Genomic DNA, 20,563 nt, shown 5'->3' with positions numbered 1-20,563 from the left:
ACATTTTAAGTATAAAAGACAGTTTATACTTAAAATGTCTTTTATACTTTTCTTAATAAAATCAGTTATCTATCCAAAGTGATATCACTTAAACAAAAATACATGTTAAACTAACCATAATGAGAGGTGTGTTGAGATGGAGAGAAATGAGAATATTGATGTAGATGTCATAGCAACTTCTGATATGCATAGCCATTTTTTAAATGGAGATTATGGCTCAAATATATATCGCGCTGGAACTTTTGTTAGACAAGTAAGAGACAATAATCAAAATGTAATCTTGCTTGATAGTGGGGGTAGCTTGGCTGGGTCATTAGCAGCATTTTATTATGCAATTGTTGCACCATATAAACGTCATCCAATGATAAAGTTAATGAATGCCATGCAGTATGATGCCAGTGGCATTAGTCCAAATGAATTTAAATTTGGATTGTCATTTTTAACTCGTTCTGTTGCACTATCTAGATTTCCATGGTTATCGGCTAATATAGAATATATCAAAACAAAAGAACCATACTTTTCAACACCATATTCTATTCAACATTTTGATAATTTGAAAATTGCAATAGTAGGTTTAACAGCTGATGGTCTAATGAAAAATGAATATGCAGAGATGGAAGAAGATGTGAGTATTGAAAAAACATTATTATCAGCTAAAAGATGGATTAGATATATACATGAAATTGAAGAACCAGACTTTTTAATAGTGATATATCATGGTGGATTAGATAAAATCAGTAAATCTAACAAGAAAAATGAGGTAAATGTCAATGAAGCTGAAATATTGATGGAGGAATTAGGTGTTATAGATCTCATCATAACGGCACATCAACATCAAACATTAGTTGGTCAAGATCATGGAACGGTTTATGTACAAGCTGGTCAAAATGCAGAAGAACTCGTTCATGTGAAAATTAAATTTAAAAAAAGAACTAATACATATGAGGTTGAGGAAATTTTACCTGAAGTCATTGATTTGAATAATTATGATGAAGATGAAGATTTACTTAATGTCACGTATTATGATCGAAAAGCAGTTGAACATTGGGCAAACGAAGAGATAAATGAAACCGAAATAAATGCACCAGTTAAAGATTTAGCAGAATTAGTAGGTCAACCACATCCATTTGCGCAATTATTACATGATAGCATTAGATTAGCCTATAATTATCAAATTAGTTGTGTACACATACCACGGAATGGTGAAGAAGGACTAAACGGAGTCATAACGAATAGAGTTTTATATGATGCATACCCATATCCAGATAAACCTGTTGATTTAACGATTAAAGGGCAATGTATCAAAGATATATTAGAATTTTCATATTCATATCTTGAATTTGAATCAGATACGTTAAAATCAACACTGATTGACGAAACGTTATGTACATTTTGGCAAGGATTTAACTATACTATTGATATGAATCAAGCACCATTTAACCGAGTAACATTAGATGATATTGATTTAAATGGATTATATAGAATAACTATGACAGATTATTGTTATAGAAATTATCAATCATATTTAGAAGATGCTATTATTCACCATACTAGTGAAAGTACAATGAGTACACTCATTGCTAAGAATTTATCAGATATGCTTTATTCTATTGAATTAAAAAATAACTTTAAAGTGATTAAGTAATTTGATATCATTACGCCTTCATATTAATTAACGTAAGTGATAAAAAAATTACTTTTAAAAAATAGAGCTCTAAATCATGTATGGACACATGGTTTGGAGCTCTATACTTATACTTTAAATATTTATTTTCTAATCATTTAACATTTTAAAAATTATCCGTGAAAGATTAATAAAAGAATGATAGCAACAATTTGAGCTATAGATGTTGTAGCAATACGTCTTGTATATTCATAACTGATTGACAGTAATATTTGAGTTATAAAAATAAACAGTACTATCCACCAATTATCTAAATATATAAATAGAGAGCTTGAACAAATTGCAGTGATTAAGATAGATAACCAATTCGGCAAATTGTACTTATTTAACTCATTTTGTAAAACAGTGCGCATATATAATTCATGACACGGTATAACGAATGCTAATGTTACTAACATTTGCCATTTCCAATGAACACCAGTTTTGGCCAATTCTTTTATTAATGAAGCATAAGTTAATTCAGACGTCATGAGTGATAAAATCAATTGAATAATGATTAAAACAATACTGGCTATAATCCCAACACCTATGGATGTTAATAATCTTTTTGAATGTATATCACGTTGATAAAATACATAACTAATACCAGCTATTAGCATGATTCCAGTATATAAATACCAATATTCTTGATGTTCACCCCACATAACCAATAAAATGGCATGAAAAACTATGAAACTAATTATAAACCATAGTAAAGCTTTCGAAACTTTTTTCATTACAACTAACCTTCTTGTTCAACAATTTTATAACGTTTATGATTAATAACCGTTTTTTCAGGTAAGTCTAGTGAGTTAAAGTTTTCCATTATTGTTAGGTCTACAATAACTGAGTTATCATTTATTTTTTCAACTCGGCCTCTTAAACCATCATAAAATTCTACGATATTACCTACTTCTGCAACAGTCATTTCGAGTCCTCCCTTAATTCATAGCTAGACTATATTGTACTAAAAAATACACTACAAATAAACTAATAACACTAAAAACTCTAAGAATTAATACATAAATTATGAAAATTTTGTCATTATTGAGTAAATAATTGGAATTTTAAATGTAAATGGTGCATAAATAAAGTAAGGGCATATATAGAGAATCTATAAGGAGCGTTTGTTATGAAATTTGTTAGTAATAATAATATAACTGATCCAACACTTAACTTAGCTATGGAAGAATATGTATTAAAAAATCTTCCATCAGAGGAAAGTTATTTTTTATTTTATGTAAATAGACCCTCTATTATTGTTGGTAAAAATCAGAACACAATAGAAGAGGTCAATAAATCATACGTTGATGAAAAAGGGATAGATGTTGTACGTAGAATCTCTGGTGGTGGAGCAGTTTACCATGATACAGGTAATTTAAACTTTAGTTTTATTACAGATGATGATGGTAATAGCTTTCATAACTTTAAGAAGTTTACAGAACCTATCGTTCAAGCATTACAATCATTAGGTGTGGATGCAGAAATGACAGGACGAAATGATATTCAAGTTGGTGCTGCTAAAATTTCAGGAAATGCGATGGTTAAAGTTAAAGATAGAATGTTTAGCCACGGGACATTAATGTTGAACAGTGAGCTTGATGAAGTTCAAAATGCTTTAAAAGTAAATCCAGCTAAAATTAAATCAAAAGGCGTCAAATCTGTTAGAAAGCGTGTAGCTAATATTGAAGAATTTTTAACAGAGTCTTTAGATATTGATCAATTTAAGCAAATTATTTTAAAAACGATATTTGGTGAACAACAAGTTGAAGAGTATGTATTAACAGATGAAGATTGGAAAAATATCGAGAAGTTAAGTAATGAAAAATACCGTACTTGGGACTGGAATTATGGCAAAAATCCAAAATATAATTTTGAACGAGAAGAAAAATTTGATAAAGGATTTATTCAAGTCAAGTTTGATGTGAAAAAAGGTAAAATTGAACACGCAAAAATTTTCGGTGATTTCTTTGGTGAAGGAGACATTAGTGATCTAGAACATGCCTTAGAAGGTTGCCTTCATGACTTTAATCATTTAGAAGAAGCATTGGCAAATTATAATTTATATCATTATTTTGGTGACATAGATAAGAATGAAATATTAAGATTAATGTCATAAAGTCACATAAATTAAAAAGGTCTATTCTCTAACTTTTTTAGTAGGGAATAGACCTTATTTTGAATGACTCGAATCTAAATTATTCACTGAGAAATGCCTCCAAGTTTTTATATTCTGTTATGTACTTATTGAATGCTTTCTCGTCTTTATTTACTAAAGCTTCATCAATTAGTAATTTCAACTCTTTTTTTCTAACCTCTCTAAGTGCTTCATCAATGACTAGTTCAACACCTAAATCATTAACCGTAGTTACAAATTCTTCAAGTGTCGTATGTTTCACATTTGTATTATGATTCATAAGGATCTCGACCTTTCGTTTGAATTTAATATATAGATATTATACATTTTTTGAATTTTGAAATCAATGAATATTCTGACATTTAGAGCAGAAAAATGTACCATATTACACTTTAAGAATAACTTGACTTTTGTGATTTTTCTTATAAAATAAAAAACATATTATTGATTCTATTAAATAGAAAAGATAATAAAACTTAATAAAGCGAGGTTATCCCAATGACAACTCAGAATATTTACGTAATTAGAAAGGGAGACATGGTGATTAGGCCTAATTATGATAATCAAAATCAACCAAATGGTTCAGAAATTATTCGGTTTGATAAGACAGTCATACAAAGCCCATTTAAAGTTCAAAAGATTATTGAGAGGTCATGTAAATTTTATGGCAACAATTATTTAAGTAAAAAAGCTGAAACCAATCGAATTACAGGTATCTCTAGTAAACCACCCATTTTATTAACTCCTTTATTTCCAACTTACTTTTTTCCTACTCATTCAGACCGACAAGAAGAAAATTTATGGATTAACATGCATTATGTTGAATCTATAAAAGAATTAAAACATCGTAAATGTAAAATCATTTTTGCAAACAATGAAACCATTACCCTAAATGTATCTTTCCACAGTTTATGGCATCAGTATACGAATGCAATCTTCTTTTATTATATGGTAGATAAACAATCCCGTATGAAATCTAATGACCCCGATAAACCTATCGATTATGAAAAATCCTCACTAAACATTTTTGAAGCATTATCACGTTATTCGCTATTTGTAGATAAATAATTTATGTTGAAATTTAAAATATGCGGAACGTTATATTAATATAGTGTAAATGTTCCGTATATTTTTTTAAGTTATCTCTTGATAATTTACGTAAAATTGATATAATAATATTTGTGCTTGATAGAGAAAGCACAACAATTTAATTATTCCACAGTAGCTCAGTGGTAGAGCTATCGGCTGTTAACCGATCGGTCGTAGGTTCGAGTCCTACCTGTGGAGCCATGGAAACGTACTCAAGTTGGCTGAAGAGGCGCCCCTGCTAAGGGTGTAGGTCGCGAGAGCGGCGCGAGGGTTCGAATCCCTCCGTTTCCGTTTTATAGTAAAAATCAGTTTAATTCTGATTATCTAAAACTAGCTAGAACGTTGTTAAATCAACGTTCTTTTTTATTTTGTTAAAAATCCGTTTAAGTTTGTTTAATATATTTTGGTCAATATATGGTCAACTCGTTTTATTTAATGCGTATGGATAGGCACTCCGTTTCCGTAAATAAGCCTAGAATGGTTTTAATCCAATCTAGGCTTATTTTTTCTACTAATTTTTGACTTATCAAGAGTTGAACTTATTTATATATAATATTTACTTCGAAGAGTAAAGATTTTTTAGTGAGTGGACTTTAAAACTAAATACATTGCACACAGTATCTATCCAACTATGGAAGTTAGGCGGTAATTGAATATCATAGTAAAAACACCATAAAATTTAGAATCTAACCATAGGGCTAATCTAAAATCATGGTGTTTATTATTATAATATTAATACAATATTCAAGCTGTATTCGTAAAGTGATAAGATACTTAAAAAAGTCCGTTAATATTAAATAAGATGATCAGTAAAATTGTATCCACTTTTTCCAACTATAACTGGTCATCACTGCTACATTCATTACGATATGAATTATTTCAAACTCATAGCCACTTACGTATCCTCGAGTTAATTTTAAGGTGAATATGGAACCTAACATCACACTAATATAGAAAACATTAACATACGGTGTTAAAACCCCAAATATCAAAAAGATACCTCCAACAACTTCACCAATTGACATTAAAATAGCAAGAAGTGGGGGTAAACCTAAGGAACCTAAAAAATGTATCGTACCATCTAGGTCTACAAATTTTAAAGATCCATGTACTAAGAAAGATGTTGCTAACATCCATCTAATTAATAAAATTCCAAATCTCATAGATAGACTGACCTCCAGATTGTTATAAAATAAAAAAGTAAATTTCATAAGTAATTAAGAATAAAAGGCTTTAAATTTCTAATAAAAATTATAATACTTATAAAATTTATCTTATTATATAACGAATTGAAAGTTTTGTCTTTATTAAATGAACACACATATATATAAGCCCATCAATAGTATTAAATACATTGATGGGCAGTAAATCTCGATATATTATTCTTTATTTTTTACCGTTTGATTTACCTGAAATCAAATCACGGATAATTTTAACAATGTAACCTGTTATGATTGTTCTTACTACACGTTTAATAATGTTCATCATGGTTATATCTCCCTTTTTGCTTTTACTTGATAAATAATATATACCCCTTTTTTAATGTTTTAAAAGTCAATGGAAGATAAATCGTTAGAATAGGGTGAATATTATTTTTCAAAAACAATGTAACCGTCATTGTCAGCTTTTTTAGTAAAAGCGACGATAATAGCATGAACAATAGCTACAATACTTGGAATGCCTGTCCAAAAGAAAGCAAGATGTAAAATACCTTGTCCGACTTTGTCAGCATAAAATTTATGAACACCTATACCTCCTAAAAAAATAGCTACTAATATATAAATGACTTTATTAACTCTCATTATTTGCTTCCTCCTAAAAATAAGATTCATAGATTAAAGATTTAATCACGAATCAAACATAAAAATGTATTTTAGATATACTTCTTAAAGCTCAATTCTCCCATAAAATTCTCTAAATTCAATATGAAATAGGTCCTTTGATTTATATTATATCGTAGATTCTATATAATGAAATTAAGACAAATTTTGAGGAAGGATATATGATGATTAGACAAGCACATCCTAGTGATAATAAGCGTATTGCTGAATTATGTTATATGATTTGGAAAGATATGGAATTAGAAATAGTTAATGAAATTAGTAGAGAAAGAATTATGAATATATTAGAGTTAAGTGTTGTTAATGTAGAATATCGGAGTTATTTTAAAAATGTTTGGGTTTATGAAGTCGATGACAAAGTTGCAGGATGTGTCATTGCTTATGATGGTAAACACGAACTTGATTATGAGAAAAATTGGTTAAAGTTACCGCTTGATGAAGATATTCGTAAATATGGTACGCCTTTACCAGTTAAAGAAGCAGAGGACGATGAGATGTATATTGAAACAGTAGCTACGTTCCCTGAGTATAGAGGTCAAGGTATAGCTACACAACTAATGACTTATCTTCTAGAGAAGTACCCTGAGAAAAAATGGAGTCTAAATTGTGATTATGATAATGAAAAAGCGCTAAGTCTATATAAAAAGTTAGGATTTAAAACAGTGAATGATATCGATCTTTACGGTCATCTTTATAGGCATATGATTAAATATAAATAATTAGAAAGAAAACTCGACAATGAATGGTAATCATTGCCGAGTAATTAAATGGTATTAAATTGCACCTAACAATGCACTAATATAAATGCCTAATGCATATAATAAACCGAAAATAGTATTTGTTTTACCAGTAGCAGCCATGGCAGGCATCATTGTAGCAGGTGTATCATTTTTGTTAAATCTTCTTACGGCTTTAATTGGCATTGGGAATGACAATAAAACTAATAAATAGAATAATGACCCACCAGATTTAAATAAGGCAGTAAATACTACAAGTGCATATGCGACAATATACATTGTGGCCATAAAGATAACTGAGGCACGTTTACCAAGTAAAATAGGTAGTGTTTTACGGCCACTAGCTTTATCTTTGACACGATCTCTTATGTTGTTAGCCATATTTATAAGTCCAATTGTTATGACGATAGGGATACTTAACCAAATGATTAGTCCTTGAACATTACCTGTTTGAATGAAAAAGGCTAATAAGATGATAATCATACCCATAAATACGCCTGAGAATAATTCGCCAAATGGCGTCCATGAAATTGGCATTGGGCCACCAGTATATAAATAACCAATTGCCATACAAACAACGCCTATTGGAATAATCCAAAATGAACTATGGAAAGCTAAGAATATACCTAGTAAAGCGGCAATAATATAAAAAGCAATCGCGATATTCATCACAAGTTTAGGACTCATACCATTTCTTACAATAGCACCGCCGATACCTACAGAAGTATGATCATCTAAGCCTTTTTTAAAATCATAATATTCATTAAACATGTTTGTAGCCGCTTGGATTAATAAGCAAGCAATTAACATGGCTAAGAATAGACTGAATTTAAGATGATCTTCACTACCAAGTAGGAATAATTTAGCTGACGCTGTCCCAACTAAAACTGGTACAACTGCGGCAGTTAAGGTATGAGGTCTCATCAATTGCCAATACTTTTTAACCGTTGAATATTGTTGATATTGATCTGACATTTTTATAACCTCTTATTTTTTTTAGTTTTAACATTCATATTTTAAAGTAATTATGAATAAAGGTCAATTCACGTGAAAAATTGCATGTGTTTATTAAGCAATTCGCACCAAATTTAGCTTTGAAAAATGATACAATATACTAATGAGTAAATATAGAAGAAAGAAGTGAGATGAATGACTGTTAACGTAAGAGAAGATGAGATTGTCGACAAGCTATATGGAAGTTCTAAGGATTGGGTCTCTGTTGAAGTAGAGTTAGACAAGTACTTAGATCCTAGTACTCTATTTCATATAACTGAATCGCAAGCAGGTGATCGTTTTTATTTGCGATTAAATGACAATCAATCTTCATATTTCGGTTATCATGCGATTCGAAAATTTGAAAATGATTTCGAAAATAAACAGTCTATCTTTAAAGAATGGGAAACGTTAAAAAAAGATATAGAGTTAATTCATCCAGATAGTGAGAAACATCATTTACGTTTATGTGGTGGGTTCCAGTTTTCAAAACATAAATCTGATGATGAATGGCGAGCATATGGATTAAATCATTTTGTGCTACCTGAGGTATTGATTTCTACTGAAAATGATCGAACATTCGTAACTTATACAACTGAAAAAAAGACATTTGATATGGATAGTTTCAAGTCATTAGTCAATGATTTAGCACAAGCTAATAATGATACGGAAGATGATTACTTGGGAAATGTTATTCGTATGGAGGATATCTATTTAGATGAATGGCGAGATTTAGTACAAGAAGCGATTGATAGTATTGACTATTCTAAGAAAATAGTACTTGCACGTAGAAGATTAATAAAATTTGATAAAGAAATTAGTATTCCATATATTTTGACTAGAGCATTAAAGAATGAAAAAAACAGTTATATCTTCTTACTTGAATCTAATGAATCTGTGTTCTTTTCACAAACACCTGAACAATTATTAAAAGTTGAGAATCAAGTGCTTTCAACTAAAGCAGTAGCAGGTACGATTAAACGTTCTCAAAATGAACAAGAAGATGAAGCAAACTTACAAGCTTTTCTAAATGATAAAAAGAATTTAAATGAACATCAAATTGTAGTTGAAAGCATATTGAATGACATTCAGCCATATGTTGAAGATGTATACTACAATGAAACACCAAACATTTTAAAAAATGACCATTTGTATCATCTATTTACAAAAATACAAGGTAATTTAAAAGAACAATCATATATTGGGTTAATTGATCGAATGCATCCTACACCAGCGTTAGGCGGCTATCCTAAAGATGAAGCACTAGAATTTATAGAACAAAAAGAATTTGGCACGCGTGGCTTATACGGTTCACCGGTGGGATATATAGATGTCTATGATGATTGTGAATTTATAGTAGCCATTCGATCTATGTTGATAAAAGGTGATCAAGCAACATTATTTGCTGGATGTGGCATAGTTAAAGATTCTGATCCAGATAGCGAGATTGCTGAAACAGCTGTAAAATTTTCACCAATGATGAATGCTTTAGGAGTAGATAAACATGAGTAATAAAAATGAAGCTTTGACGACACAGGTCTATACATTTGCATCAGAACTATTTGCATATGGTGTACGAGAAGTTGTGATTAGCCCGGGGTCGCGTTCGACTCCGTTAGCTATCGCATTAGAAGCACATCCTAATATTAAAACTTGGATTCATCCTGATGAACGTAGTGCGGCATTTTTTGCATTAGGTTTAATCAAGGGCAGTCAAAGACCTGTTGCTATTTTATGTACATCGGGTACAGCAGCGGCTAACTACACACCAGCAATTGCAGAAAGTCAAATTAGTCGTATACCACTGATTGTATTAACAAGTGATCGACCACATGAATTAAGAAGTGTAGGCGCACCACAAGCTATCAATCAAGTAAATATGTTTAGTAATTATGTGAATTTCCAATTTGATATGCCAATTGCTGATGGTACAACCAATATGCTAGATACGATACATTACCAAATGCAAATAGCTAGCCAGTACCTTTATGGCCCACATAAAGGACCTATACATTTTAATATGCCATTTAGAGAGCCATTAACACCCGATTTAGATAGAACAGAACTATTGAAATCAGAAACCAAAACATTACCCCATTATCAAAAAATGATACATGTTGATCCAATTAAGGATAAAATTGAAAAGTCTAAAGGTTTAATTATTGTTGGAGATATGCAACATCAAGAGGTAGACCAAATTTTAACGTATTCAACCGTATTCGATATACCAGTGTTGGCAGATCCACTAAGTCAGTTAAGACGACATAATCATCCTAATGTCATTACAACATATGATCTATTATATAGAGCGGGTATGGATTGGGATGTTGATTTCGTAATTAGAGTAGGTAAACCAGTTATTTCTAAAAAGTTAAATCAATGGTTAAAAACGACTTCAGCATTTCAAATATTAGTTCAAAATAACGATAAAATAGATGTTTTCCCAGTACCGCCAGATGTATCATATGAAATATCGGCTAATGACTTTTTTAGATCGCTAATGGAAGAAAGAACTGTAGACAGAAAAGCATGGTTACAACAATGGCAATCCTTAGAAAAGCAAGCTCGCATTGAAATCAATGATTATCTACAACATGCGACTGATGAAGCGGCGTATGTTGGCACATTGATTTCTAAATTGACTAGCGAAGATGCCTTATTTGTAAGTAATAGTATGCCAATTAGAGATATCGATAATTTACTATTTGATAATGAAGCTGAAATTTATGCTAATCGTGGTGCGAATGGCATTGATGGGGTTGTTTCTACTGCATTAGGTATGGCAGTACATAAAAAAGTGACGTTACTTATTGGTGATTTAGCCTTTTATCATGATATGAACGGCCTGCTCATGTCAAAAATCAATGACATACATTTAAATATTGTGTTATTAAATAATGATGGTGGTGGTATCTTTTCATATTTACCTCAAAAAGCATCAGCGGAAGCATATTTCGAGAGATTATTCGGAACGCCAACTGGTTTAGATTTTGAACATGCGGCATTGTTGTATGATTTTAATTTTAAGCGTTTTGATCATTTAAATGATTTTAAATATGAATCATTTTCTAAATTAGGTTCGAATGTTTACGAAGTAATCACAGATAGAGAAGATAATTTACAACAACATCAAATTTTATATAAGAAATTGAGTGAAATGATTAATGTTATATCATAATTTTTATCAATCAAAGTCATCATCTAAGCAATTGTTAGTTATGTTACACGGATTTATTAGCGATGGCACAACTTTCGATAACCATATTGATAAGTTAACCGAACAAGCTAACGTATTAGTAGTTGATTTACCTGGTCATGGAGAAGATGAAACTTCAATGGATACAGAATGGAGCTTTGATTTTATTAATCAAGCATTGAATCAAGTTTTATCTGAATACCAACAATATCAGTTGTATTTATTTGGTTATTCAATGGGAGGTAGAGTAGCTTTATATTATGCTTTGCATGGTTCAATTGAACTTACTGGTTTAATATTAGAAAGCACATCACCAGGTATTCAAAGTGAAGAAGACCGAATCGAGAGACAACAAGTAGATGCTGCAAGAGCGAAAGTGCTAGAAATAGCTGGTCTAGAAATATTTGTTAATGATTGGGAACGATTGCCACTGTTCCAATCACAGTATGACTTAGATAAATCAGTTAAAAAGCAAATTCGTGATAATAGAATGAATCAAGATCCTAACCGCTTAGCAAAAGCTTTACGAGATTATGGTACAGGACAAATGCCTAATTTATGGCCATTACTATCACAAGTCGATATACCAACATTTATTATGGCAGGCGAGCTTGATGAGAAGTTTGTAAAAATTGCACAAAAATTGAAAGATTCAATTGATAATAGCAGAAAAACAATAGTTTCTAATGTAGGACATACAATTCATGTGGAAGATAGCACGGAATTTGATACAATAATATTAGGTTTTTTAAAGGAGGAGCAAAATGACTAGACAGTGGGAAACACTTAGAGAGTATGATGAAATTAAATATGAATTTTTCGAAGGAATTGCAAAGGTAACTATCAATCGTCCTGAAGTACGTAATGCATTCACACCTAAGACAGTGGCTGAAATGATTGATGCATTTTCACGTGCACGTGATGATCAGAAGGTTTCAGTGATTATCTTAACAGGAGAAGGAGATAAAGCATTCTGTTCAGGTGGAGATCAGAAGAAACGTGGACATGGTGGTTACGTTGGCGAAGACGACATTCCTCGTTTAAATGTTTTAGATTTACAACGTTTAATTCGCGTTATTCCTAAACCAGTTATAGCAATGGTTCGTGGTTATGCTATCGGTGGCGGTAACGTATTAAATGTTGTATGTGATTTAACTATTGCAGCAGACAATGCGATTTTTGGTCAAACAGGTCCAAAAGTAGGTTCATTTGATGCTGGTTATGGTTCAGGCTATTTAGCTAGAATCGTTGGTCACAAAAAAGCAAGAGAAATATGGTACTTATGCCGTCAATATAATGCACAAGAAGCATTAGATATGGGCTTAGTTAACACAGTAGTCCCATTAGACAAAGTAGAAGATGAAACAGTTGCATGGTGTCAAGATATCATGAAACATTCACCAACTGCTCTACGTTTCTTAAAAGCTGCAATGAATGCAGATACAGACGGATTAGCTGGTTTACAACAAATGGCAGGCGATGCAACTTTACTTTATTATACAACTGATGAAGCTAAAGAAGGTCGTGACGCATTTAAAGAAAAACGTGATCCAGACTTTGACCAATTTCCTAAATTCCCATAGGATTTCATTATAAAACCACTTGTTTGTTATAAGCGATGATAAATGCATCTCTTAATAGCAAACAAGTGGTTTTTATTTATTTCGTAAATTGATTTGGATAATTTGTTTTTAAATAAGTTTCTAAACGTTTCATACCTTCTTTAAGTAAGGCCATATCGTAAGCATAAGAAATACGAACATGTCCTTTACCAATATCTGTGAAGGATGAACCAGGTACCATAGCAACGTGTGCTTTTTCTAAAACATCGACACAGAAGCTAAAATCATCTTCTGTGTATTTTTTAATACTTGGAAAAATGTAAAAGGCGCCTTCAGGTTTAGCATTCAATTCAAACCCTAATGATGTTAATGCATTGATCAAGTAATCTCGACGTTCAATATATGCTTTGTTCATATATTGTGGTGCTTCTAAACCTTCAGTTAATGCAGCGATACACGCATGTTGTGCAGGGACATTAGCGCAAATGCAATTATAAGCATGCATGAATGTTAATTTTTCAATTAAATACGCTGGTCCCATTAAGAAACCTATACGAATGCCCGTAGCAGAGTGTGATTTACTTAAACCACCTATAAGTAGTAGTTGCTCTCTAATGATATCAAATTCAGCAAATGAAGTATGTTGGCCATTAAAGGTATTTTCAGCATATATTTCATCACTAATAATAAATATCTCATGATTAGATAATGTTTCTGCAATAGCTTCAACTTCAGATTTAGATAGAGTCACGCCTGTAGGATTAGTTGGATAATTAAGCAAAATTGCTTTAGTTTGATTTGAGATATACTGATTGATTAATTCAGGTGTGATTTTAAAAGCAGAGGTCGATGTATCAATAAATACAGGTTTACCTCCTAAAGTTTGGATTAAAGGAATGTAGCCAGCATAAGTTGGTCCAGGAATTAAAATTTCATCACCTGGATTAATGATGCTTCTTAAAGCGGTATCTAATGCTTCACTAGCCCCATTAGTAACGATGATTTCATCTACATTATAATTGAACCCATATTTATTGTTAAAGTACTGACTGATTGCCTGTCTTGTTTCAGGTAACCCTTTATTATGTGAATATGTTGTTTTATTGTCTTCAATAGCTTTGATATAAGCCTTTTTTACAACCTCTGGCATAGAAAAATCAGGTTGTCCTATTGTTAGATTAATACAGTCATCTATATGCTGCATACGATTAGAAAATTGACGAATACTAGGTGCTCTTAAAAATTTAGATTGCTCGTTCAATTGTAATTTCATATATCTTAACTCCTCTAAAAAATACCAAAATATAGTACTGTTAATTGTTTGAATAGTCGTATAATTCTTTCAAATTATTACTATCATAACATATTTTTTAGTACTACATTTTGGTATAAAAACAAAAATGTTATAGTGATTTTTACCCTTTAAATTTAGAAGGGGATTTCAAGTTAATAATTGGATTTGTCCATTTACATATAAAACGGTTGGATAAAAGATAAACAATTAATCCAGAAGTTAATATTAAAAATAAATACGTCATTATGGAAACGTGAGACTTGAATGGGTAAAGTCCAAACCCGCGAATAATACCGATAATTAAACCATGTAATAAATACACATACATCGTTCGACTACCTATATAAGTGTAAAAGCGTAACTTTTGTGATGTTAAATTTAAAAAAGCAAACATCGAAGTTAGTATTACAGCATAAAGTAATAAACGTTTAAGTGGACTATATACATCTTCGGCATTATGTTCAAGTGACGTATAAGGTGAACTTCCTAACAACCAATCTGCATTTATAGGATGTATAAGATACCCAATAAAATAAAGGACAAAAACAACTATAGAAATAGGTATCCATTTTTTACTTCTAATTATCATACTTTGTTGTTTAGTAAATAAATGTCCCAAATAAAAAATTGGGAAAAATACAATAGTACGAGAAATACTCATATATTCATCAATATTAGCAGAGAATCCAGCAAAAATTGAAACAAGTAAAGATGTTCCTAACACAATCATTGGATTATATCTTCTTACAATAACAAGTACAACGTGGAAGAAGAATAATGTTAGTAAGAACCACAATGCAAATACTGGATTGAAAGGATCCAATTGTAGACTATCGCTTTTACCAGTTAAGAAATAATAAACTGAGTAAAATGCGAAAAATATAAAGTAAGGTAATAATAATTTTTTAGCAATATGTTCTAAATAATAGGGTTTATCCAAATTTTTCGCAAAATATCCTGAAATAAATAAGAATGTTGGCATATGGAAACTATAAATAACAAGATATAATGCAGATAAGTATTTATCTTCTGATGTATAAGGTTGTAATAGGTGACCTAATACCACTAAAAATATGAGTATCGCTCGGGCATTATCAAAGAAATAATCCCTTTCCTTGATGGAAGGCATATAAATGTCTCCTTTTTCATGTTTGACTGTACTTAATTTATTACATTTTATGGCAATTATGCAACGATTTTGACCTTAGCATAAAATCCTATTGTATATCTTATAAAAAAAGCATATAATATTATCAACTAAATAAAGTGGAGTAGAACAGCATGTATAAACAACTTGAAAAACTTATCACACTTACTAACAATGATTTAAATATAGTTAACCGACGCTTTGGACAAAGAACAGACATTACATCAGAACAATTAGAATTACTACGTATATTGTACAATTATGATCGTTTATCTCAATATGATTTAACGATGAAAGTTAGTAGAGAACAATCTATTGTCTCAAGATGGATTAAGAAACTTGTATTGAAAGGGTATATTACAAGTCATCAATCACATGAAGATTTAAGATGTAAAGAACTTGTACTTACTGATGAAGCACGTGCACTTATTAAGCAGATTAATACAGCACGTTGTGAGTTAATAGAAGCGAGATGCCAATGTTTATCAGAAAGTGAAATCGAGAATTTAAACCAACTATTAAATAAGTTGAATAGTCGTCATAGTTATATTTAATCATAACTGTGGAATCAATGTTGTTGTAGAGATTATCTTACATAGGGTAGGGTAATCTCTTTTAATATGTAAATAAATAAGCCAGTAGATGAATTTATCTACTGGCTTTGATCAAGGATTTAATCCGTAATGTTGTATTAAATTAAGCTTTGAATTTTGGAATATCGAAGAATTTACCAACTTCACCGATTTGATCATATAGACCTTTTAATACTTGTGCATTTGAATCAGCCCAATTAATGTCTGTAGCATATTGATGTGTACCAGGATTTTCAGGATTCCAACGCATTTTATATAAAGTATTTTGACCAGCTTTCACATAAGAATTACCGATGAATTTAGCGCCACCAATAATTGCTTTTGAAACTGAGTTCCAACCAGATGCTTTAGCAAATTTAACACCTTCACCTAAAGCATTGTAGTCAAATGCAGCAATACCGAATACATTATGATATTTAGTTGTAGAACGTGTATTAACTGCACCGTTTGTTATATTAGCACCTTTAGCTAATTGAGATTGGCCATTACCTGTTTCTAATAAAGCATGTGAAATTAGATAAATTTCATTTAGTCCATATTGCTTAGCAGCTTGGCTAAATGCTGCACCTTGGTTTTCAAGAACGCCTTTACCTTTTAGTAATTTATTTAGTGTAGCTTCAGATAAATATTGTGGTTGATCTAAGCGTAAAAATTGGTATTTAGAAACTGGATCTTTAGCAAGTTTATTTGAATCCATTGCATTTTTAGTTTCACCAAATGTCGCGTTAGACCATACACCAGGTGTTCTTTGAACTTGTGGACCATAACTTAAGTTATTTTGGATTGACGCCATTTGATTTAATGTACGACCTGTATTTGAATATTTAACTAATTCTTTTGTTAAATCACTTTCTTTAATCCATGCGTATTTACCATTAGTAAGTTTACCGTAATACCAAGTCACACCGTTTTGTTGTTTTTGTTTAATGACTACAAATGGTTTTTCAAAATATGTTTTTAAAGAATAGCCATTTTTAGCACTTGGATCATCGTAATAGTAACCATGATTATTTTTGATAACGAAAGTGTAGTTATAAGGTGTTGCTGGATTATTTGAGTTTGCTTGTTCTAAATCTTTAGCAGCAATCCAACCAGTGCGATTATTTACAGTACCATATAAATATTTTTCTTTACCAACATATACAGTTTTTGAAGCATTAAATGTTTGATTTGCTAATTGGCTAGCAGGTAATAATTGTTGATTTTTAGTACCCCAAGCTATTGAATAAAGACCATTGTTATTGTTATTAACTTTATATTGACCTGTTAATTTGGCTTCATTACCTAGGTTTTGAACGTCGACGTCATTGATATTAACCCAACCTAAAGGTGTGTTTGAAGCTGTATTTTGTAATAATACATAAGTTTGGTTGCCTTCGGTTCTTTGTTTAGAAATAGTGAAGGTACGATTAGCATATTTAGTACCACTTTTAGCAGTTTTATCGTATACAGAACTACGGATACCAGCATTATTAGCTTTAACTTGACCAATTTGTTTTGTAGCTTGAGTTGTATTCACATTAGTTGATGCTTGAGTTTTAGCTGCTTCATTATTAGATGCAACATTTGATTTAATAGACATTTTAGGTTGTGCAAATGCTGCTCTTGTAGCAGTAGGATCAGTCAAATAATATTTACTAATCCAGCCAGAGATACCATTAACAGTGCCATATAAGTAAGTAGCTTTGTCAATTTGTTGTTGTTTAGTTGCTTTAAACGTTTGATTGCCTCTACCAGATACTGTACCAGCTTCTTGTTTAAATGTACCCCAAGGAACTGTATAAGCTTTAGTACCAGGTTTAACATTATAAGTTTGATTTACAGAAACAGGAGCTTTAGCTGTGTTGTAAGTTACATCACTTTGTTTAACCCATCCATATTTTTTACCTGTATTATAATCTTGTACAAGGTAGAATTTATCATTACCTAACGTAGCTGTTTTTGAAACTGTTAATGTTTTTTGAACTTGGTCAGTTGATTTACCAGTTTTATCGTAAACAGTTGTATAAACACCACTGTTTGATGTCTTAATTTGAGCTACACCGTTATTAGCAGCAACAGTTAATTGATTGTTAGTTGCTGGTTTAGAAGGTGTAGTTGGTTTAGTTGTATTAGACGTTGAAGGTGTTGTTAAGAAACTTTTACTAATCCATCCATTTACACCATTAACAGAACCATATAAGTAAATAGCTTTGTCAATTTGTTGTTGCTTAGTCGCTTTAAAAGTTTGGTTACCTTTACCAGATACAGTACCCGCAACTTGTTTGTCTGTACCCCAAGGAACTGTATAAGCTTTAGTACCAGGTTTAACGTTGTAAGATTGATTTACTTTAACAGGTGATTTAGCTGTGTTATAAATGACATCACCTTGTTTAACCCAACCAAATTTTTCACCTGTATTGTAGTCTTGAACTAAGTAAAATTTATTATTACCTAACGTAGCTGTTTTTGTTACAGACAATGCTTTTTGAGCTTGGTTAGTTGAATGGCCTTTTTTATCATAAACTGTTGTATATAAACCATTATTAGTTGGTTTAATTTGGGCCATTCCGTTATTAGCAGCAACAGTTAATTTATCATTTGAAGATGGTTTAGTTGTTGTACCACCTGTAGATGGCTTCGTAGTTGAACCGCCATTTGATGGTTTTGTAGCAGTTGTTGTACCCCAAGGTGCTACTTGTCCCATCTTGATTTGATATTTCTCATTAATTAAATCATATAATTCGTTGTAGCTATAATTATGTTGTTGGAAATATGCGTGTGGATCGGCATGGTCTGTACCGCCTAACCATCTACTAATTGCTGCATGAGTCCATACAGTACCACTTCCGTCGTTTTCAGCGCTATTTGGTTTTAAACCATAGTATTGTAATTGAGTTGCTGCATAATCAGCATAGTTGTTCATTGAACGTGCAAATGAATCATAATCGTGTGTATGAACGATTTCAACGTTGATAAAGCGGTTATTAGCATTTGGACCAGCGCCCCATGATAAATAATCAGTAGGTGCTGTTTCAATAATACGGTTCCCATCTACGAATGCGTGAACGAAAGCTGAGTTATAATTATTTTTCATGTAGTTGATTTCGCCAGTAATTGTAGAATTATCATTTGCTGTATCATGTACTACAATACCTTCTGGACGGCCTACACCATTTCTATAACCATACTTAGGGAAGTATGATGAATAATCTTCTTCAATTTGTGGTGCTTTAAAGTTCTTTTTACGAATATAATCATTAATTGAAGATTTCACTTGTGGTTGATACTTTGGTAATGATGAAGTAGCTTTATTAGCAGTTGCATACATCATTCTTGGTTTAGCTACTGAATTGAATGTAGTGACTTGTTTAGCATTTTCTTTAGTAGCATTGTCATTAGACTGAGTAGATGAAACCTTAGCAGATTCATTAGACACGTTATTAGCTTTTAAATCGTTAGCTTTAGGTGTTGCCGACTGCATTTTAGTAGTATTTGTAGCAACATTTTCTTTAGATTGTTGATTTGATTGTGTCTTTTGTGAAGCGTCAACTGAATTAGATTCATCATCTACGTCATCTTCATCATCATCTATTCTGTAGCCACCATTATCTTTAACGGTTTGTTTAGCATTTTGACTAGTGGCGTTAAATTGTTGTTGTGATTGGTTTTGAGTTGTAGTCTCAGTCGTGTTTTCTTGTTTAGCATTTTGTTGAGCAATATCTTGATTATTTTCTTTAGTTGAATCTTGTTGTAAAGATTGATTATCATTGTTATCAAGGTTTTTATTTGATTTTTCTTGTTTCTGACCTTCTGTAACAGTTGAATTTTCTTTGATTTGATTATTATTTTGATTAGACGCATCTGTAGTTTGAGCTTTTACATTTGTATTTTCGTTAGTAGAAGCATTTTCAGTCTTCTGTTGATTGATTGATGCATCATTATTTTCTGTAGAAGTAGTTTTTACTGGTTTGACTTTAGTTGGATCTTGATAAGTTTGAGTACCAGAAATATTTTGTGTAGGATTACTCACTTCTTGATTGGCATTATTAGCTTGTTTCAGTGTTGCTTGGTCATCCAGTACATTTTTATTTTTTGTTTGATCTTGTGCTGTTTCTGCTGCATCTGCATGGTGAGCCGTAAATGCTGTTCCCAATAAAGTTACTGCAACCATTGACGGTAATTTGTAGTTGAATTTTTTCGTCATTATATAATTACTCCTTGTATCTTTTGAATTTGTATTAATTATAGTATGCGAAAAAGGATGTGTACGTCTTTTAACAGATTTGTAATAGAATTTTAACCTATAAAAAATTGTCATGATAGGGATGT

The 20,563-nt window shown here is 31.3% G+C and carries 19 protein-coding genes and 2 tRNA genes; 11 read left to right on the top strand and 10 right to left on the bottom strand.

Annotation, left to right across the window (positions count from 1 at the left end):
* Positions 1-136 precede the first annotated feature (136 nt).
* Positions 137-1,645, top strand: a complete 1,509-nt coding sequence (locus LPC11_RS09025; protein WP_023375028.1) for a bifunctional metallophosphatase/5'-nucleotidase — start codon at positions 137-139, stop codon at positions 1,643-1,645.
* 152 nt (positions 1,646-1,797) lie between these two features.
* Here LPC11_RS09025 and LPC11_RS09020 read toward each other — a convergent pair whose 3' ends face one another.
* Positions 1,798-2,400, bottom strand: coding sequence for a CPBP family glutamic-type intramembrane protease (locus tag LPC11_RS09020; protein ID WP_023375029.1), 603 nt, complete (start codon positions 2,398-2,400; stop codon positions 1,798-1,800).
* A 5-nt stretch (positions 2,401-2,405) separates the two neighbouring features.
* Complete coding sequence (locus LPC11_RS09015; RefSeq protein WP_002450747.1) at positions 2,406-2,591, bottom strand: YkvS family protein; 186 nt, start codon at positions 2,589-2,591, stop codon at positions 2,406-2,408.
* 204 nt (positions 2,592-2,795) lie between these two features.
* Between LPC11_RS09015 and LPC11_RS09010 the strand changes: the two genes are divergently transcribed.
* Entirely contained in the window at positions 2,796-3,782 is a 987-nt protein-coding gene (locus tag LPC11_RS09010) for a lipoate--protein ligase (protein ID WP_023375030.1), read from the top strand.
* 79 nt (positions 3,783-3,861) lie between these two features.
* Here the strand turns inward: LPC11_RS09010 and LPC11_RS09005 are convergent, their stop codons facing one another.
* On the bottom strand, positions 3,862-4,080 hold the full coding sequence (locus tag LPC11_RS09005) for an IDEAL domain-containing protein (RefSeq protein ID WP_023375031.1): 219 nt from the start codon (positions 4,078-4,080) through the stop codon (positions 3,862-3,864).
* Between the two features lie 218 nt (positions 4,081-4,298).
* On the opposite strand from LPC11_RS09005, the gene LPC11_RS09000 reads away from it, so the two are divergent.
* The 3 genes from LPC11_RS09000 (at position 4,299) to LPC11_RS08990 (ending at position 5,180) form a co-directional block, all read left to right on the top strand.
* Complete coding sequence (locus tag LPC11_RS09000) at positions 4,299-4,868, top strand: competence protein ComK (protein ID WP_002465629.1); 570 nt, start codon at positions 4,299-4,301, stop codon at positions 4,866-4,868.
* A gap of 147 nt (positions 4,869-5,015) precedes the next feature.
* Positions 5,016-5,090: transfer RNA gene (locus tag LPC11_RS08995), tRNA-Asn, on the top strand.
* Position 5,091: 1 nt separating this feature from the next.
* A tRNA-Ser gene (locus LPC11_RS08990) sits at positions 5,092-5,180 on the top strand.
* 515 nt (positions 5,181-5,695) lie between these two features.
* Here LPC11_RS08990 and LPC11_RS08985 read toward each other — a convergent pair.
* The 3 genes from LPC11_RS08985 to LPC11_RS08980 all read right to left on the bottom strand — a co-directional run bounded on the left by LPC11_RS08985 (position 5,696) and on the right by LPC11_RS08980 (position 6,691).
* On the bottom strand, positions 5,696-6,052 hold the full coding sequence (locus LPC11_RS08985; protein WP_023375032.1) for a DoxX family protein: 357 nt from the start codon (positions 6,050-6,052) through the stop codon (positions 5,696-5,698).
* Between the two features lie 223 nt (positions 6,053-6,275).
* Positions 6,276-6,377, bottom strand: a complete 102-nt coding sequence (locus tag LPC11_RS12565; protein WP_019235857.1) for an SAR1012 family small protein — start codon at positions 6,375-6,377, stop codon at positions 6,276-6,278.
* A gap of 101 nt (positions 6,378-6,478) precedes the next feature.
* A complete protein-coding gene (locus LPC11_RS08980) occupies positions 6,479-6,691 on the bottom strand; it encodes a TM2 domain-containing protein (protein WP_023375033.1) in 213 nt (70 codons plus the stop codon).
* Positions 6,692-6,894: 203 nt separating this feature from the next.
* Between LPC11_RS08980 and LPC11_RS08975 the strand changes: the two genes are divergently transcribed.
* Positions 6,895-7,449, top strand: a complete 555-nt coding sequence (locus LPC11_RS08975) for a GNAT family N-acetyltransferase (protein ID WP_023375034.1) — start codon at positions 6,895-6,897, stop codon at positions 7,447-7,449.
* Between the two features lie 54 nt (positions 7,450-7,503).
* Here the strand turns inward: LPC11_RS08975 and LPC11_RS08970 are convergent, their stop codons facing one another.
* Positions 7,504-8,442: a 1,4-dihydroxy-2-naphthoate polyprenyltransferase gene (locus tag LPC11_RS08970; RefSeq protein ID WP_023375035.1), complete on the bottom strand. Its 939-nt coding sequence runs from the start codon at positions 8,440-8,442 to the stop codon at positions 7,504-7,506.
* Positions 8,443-8,616: 174 nt separating this feature from the next.
* Here LPC11_RS08970 and LPC11_RS08965 point away from each other — a divergent pair, with 174 nt between their 5' ends.
* The 4 genes from LPC11_RS08965 to menB are packed head-to-tail and all read left to right on the top strand — an operon-like array spanning position 8,617 to position 13,239.
* Positions 8,617-9,972, top strand: coding sequence for an isochorismate synthase (locus LPC11_RS08965; RefSeq protein WP_023375036.1), 1,356 nt, complete (start codon positions 8,617-8,619; stop codon positions 9,970-9,972).
* Entirely contained in the window at positions 9,965-11,638 is a 1,674-nt protein-coding gene (gene menD / locus LPC11_RS08960) for a 2-succinyl-5-enolpyruvyl-6-hydroxy-3-cyclohexene-1-carboxylic-acid synthase (RefSeq protein WP_023375037.1), read from the top strand. Before LPC11_RS08965 ends, menD begins: the two co-directional genes overlap by 8 nt.
* On the top strand, positions 11,625-12,428 hold the full coding sequence (menH, locus tag LPC11_RS08955; protein ID WP_023375038.1) for a 2-succinyl-6-hydroxy-2,4-cyclohexadiene-1-carboxylate synthase: 804 nt from the start codon (positions 11,625-11,627) through the stop codon (positions 12,426-12,428). The genes menD and menH overlap by 14 nt, the downstream gene beginning before the upstream one ends.
* Positions 12,421-13,239, top strand: coding sequence for a 1,4-dihydroxy-2-naphthoyl-CoA synthase (menB, locus tag LPC11_RS08950; RefSeq protein WP_023375039.1), 819 nt, complete (start codon positions 12,421-12,423; stop codon positions 13,237-13,239). The genes menH and menB overlap by 8 nt, the downstream gene beginning before the upstream one ends.
* Before the next feature lie 76 nt (positions 13,240-13,315).
* Here the strand turns inward: menB and LPC11_RS08945 are convergent, their stop codons facing one another.
* Together LPC11_RS08945 and LPC11_RS08940 are read right to left on the bottom strand one after the other, a co-directional pair.
* Positions 13,316-14,491 (bottom strand): aminotransferase class I/II-fold pyridoxal phosphate-dependent enzyme, encoded by a 1,176-nt coding sequence (locus tag LPC11_RS08945; protein ID WP_023375040.1) that lies wholly within the window; start codon positions 14,489-14,491, stop codon positions 13,316-13,318.
* A 142-nt stretch (positions 14,492-14,633) separates the two neighbouring features.
* Entirely contained in the window at positions 14,634-15,641 is a 1,008-nt protein-coding gene (locus LPC11_RS08940; RefSeq protein ID WP_023375041.1) for an acyltransferase family protein, read from the bottom strand.
* 152 nt (positions 15,642-15,793) lie between these two features.
* Here LPC11_RS08940 and LPC11_RS08935 point away from each other — a divergent pair, with 152 nt between their 5' ends.
* The gene (locus LPC11_RS08935; protein WP_002450733.1) at positions 15,794-16,213 is read left to right on the top strand and encodes a MarR family transcriptional regulator; all 420 of its coding nucleotides are present in this window, start codon (positions 15,794-15,796) and stop codon (positions 16,211-16,213) included.
* 142 nt (positions 16,214-16,355) lie between these two features.
* Here LPC11_RS08935 and LPC11_RS08930 read toward each other — a convergent pair whose 3' ends face one another.
* Positions 16,356-20,438, bottom strand: a complete 4,083-nt coding sequence (locus LPC11_RS08930; RefSeq protein WP_023375042.1) for a GW dipeptide domain-containing protein — start codon at positions 20,436-20,438, stop codon at positions 16,356-16,358.
* Between the last annotated feature and the right edge of the window lie 125 nt (positions 20,439-20,563).

This window comes from Staphylococcus sp. HL28, assembly GCF_021117155.1.
Lineage (GTDB): Bacteria > Bacillota > Bacilli > Staphylococcales > Staphylococcaceae > Staphylococcus > Staphylococcus warneri.
This window is presented reverse-complemented; position numbering and strand designations above follow the sequence as displayed.

Bases quoted from the DNA above. Each gene is read 5' to 3' on its own strand.
- LPC11_RS08935 (WP_002450733.1), top strand. From the start codon at position 15,794: ATGTATAAACAACTTGAAAAACTTATCACACTTACTAACAATGATTTA.
- LPC11_RS09010 (WP_023375030.1), top strand. From the start codon at position 2,796: ATGAAATTTGTTAGTAATAATAATATAACTGATCCAACACTTAACTTA.
- LPC11_RS09020 (WP_023375029.1), bottom strand. From the start codon at position 2,400: ATGAAAAAAGTTTCGAAAGCTTTACTATGGTTTATAATTAGTTTCATA.
- LPC11_RS09000 (WP_002465629.1), top strand. From the start codon at position 4,299: ATGACAACTCAGAATATTTACGTAATTAGAAAGGGAGACATGGTGATT.
- LPC11_RS09005 (WP_023375031.1), bottom strand. From the start codon at position 4,080: ATGAATCATAATACAAATGTGAAACATACGACACTTGAAGAATTTGTA.
- menB (WP_023375039.1), top strand. From the start codon at position 12,421: ATGACTAGACAGTGGGAAACACTTAGAGAGTATGATGAAATTAAATAT.
- LPC11_RS08945 (WP_023375040.1), bottom strand. From the start codon at position 14,491: ATGAAATTACAATTGAACGAGCAATCTAAATTTTTAAGAGCACCTAGT.
- LPC11_RS08975 (WP_023375034.1), top strand. From the start codon at position 6,895: ATGATTAGACAAGCACATCCTAGTGATAATAAGCGTATTGCTGAATTA.
- LPC11_RS12565 (WP_019235857.1), bottom strand. From the start codon at position 6,377: ATGATGAACATTATTAAACGTGTAGTAAGAACAATCATAACAGGTTAC.
- LPC11_RS09025 (WP_023375028.1), top strand. From the start codon at position 137: ATGGAGAGAAATGAGAATATTGATGTAGATGTCATAGCAACTTCTGAT.
- LPC11_RS08980 (WP_023375033.1), bottom strand. From the start codon at position 6,691: ATGAGAGTTAATAAAGTCATTTATATATTAGTAGCTATTTTTTTAGGA.
- LPC11_RS08940 (WP_023375041.1), bottom strand. From the start codon at position 15,641: ATGCCTTCCATCAAGGAAAGGGATTATTTCTTTGATAATGCCCGAGCG.
- LPC11_RS08985 (WP_023375032.1), bottom strand. From the start codon at position 6,052: ATGAGATTTGGAATTTTATTAATTAGATGGATGTTAGCAACATCTTTC.
- LPC11_RS08970 (WP_023375035.1), bottom strand. From the start codon at position 8,442: ATGTCAGATCAATATCAACAATATTCAACGGTTAAAAAGTATTGGCAA.
- LPC11_RS09015 (WP_002450747.1), bottom strand. From the start codon at position 2,591: ATGACTGTTGCAGAAGTAGGTAATATCGTAGAATTTTATGATGGTTTA.
- menH (WP_023375038.1), top strand. From the start codon at position 11,625: ATGTTATATCATAATTTTTATCAATCAAAGTCATCATCTAAGCAATTG.
- LPC11_RS08930 (WP_023375042.1), bottom strand. From the start codon at position 20,438: ATGACGAAAAAATTCAACTACAAATTACCGTCAATGGTTGCAGTAACT.
- LPC11_RS08965 (WP_023375036.1), top strand. From the start codon at position 8,617: ATGACTGTTAACGTAAGAGAAGATGAGATTGTCGACAAGCTATATGGA.
- menD (WP_023375037.1), top strand. From the start codon at position 9,965: ATGAGTAATAAAAATGAAGCTTTGACGACACAGGTCTATACATTTGCA.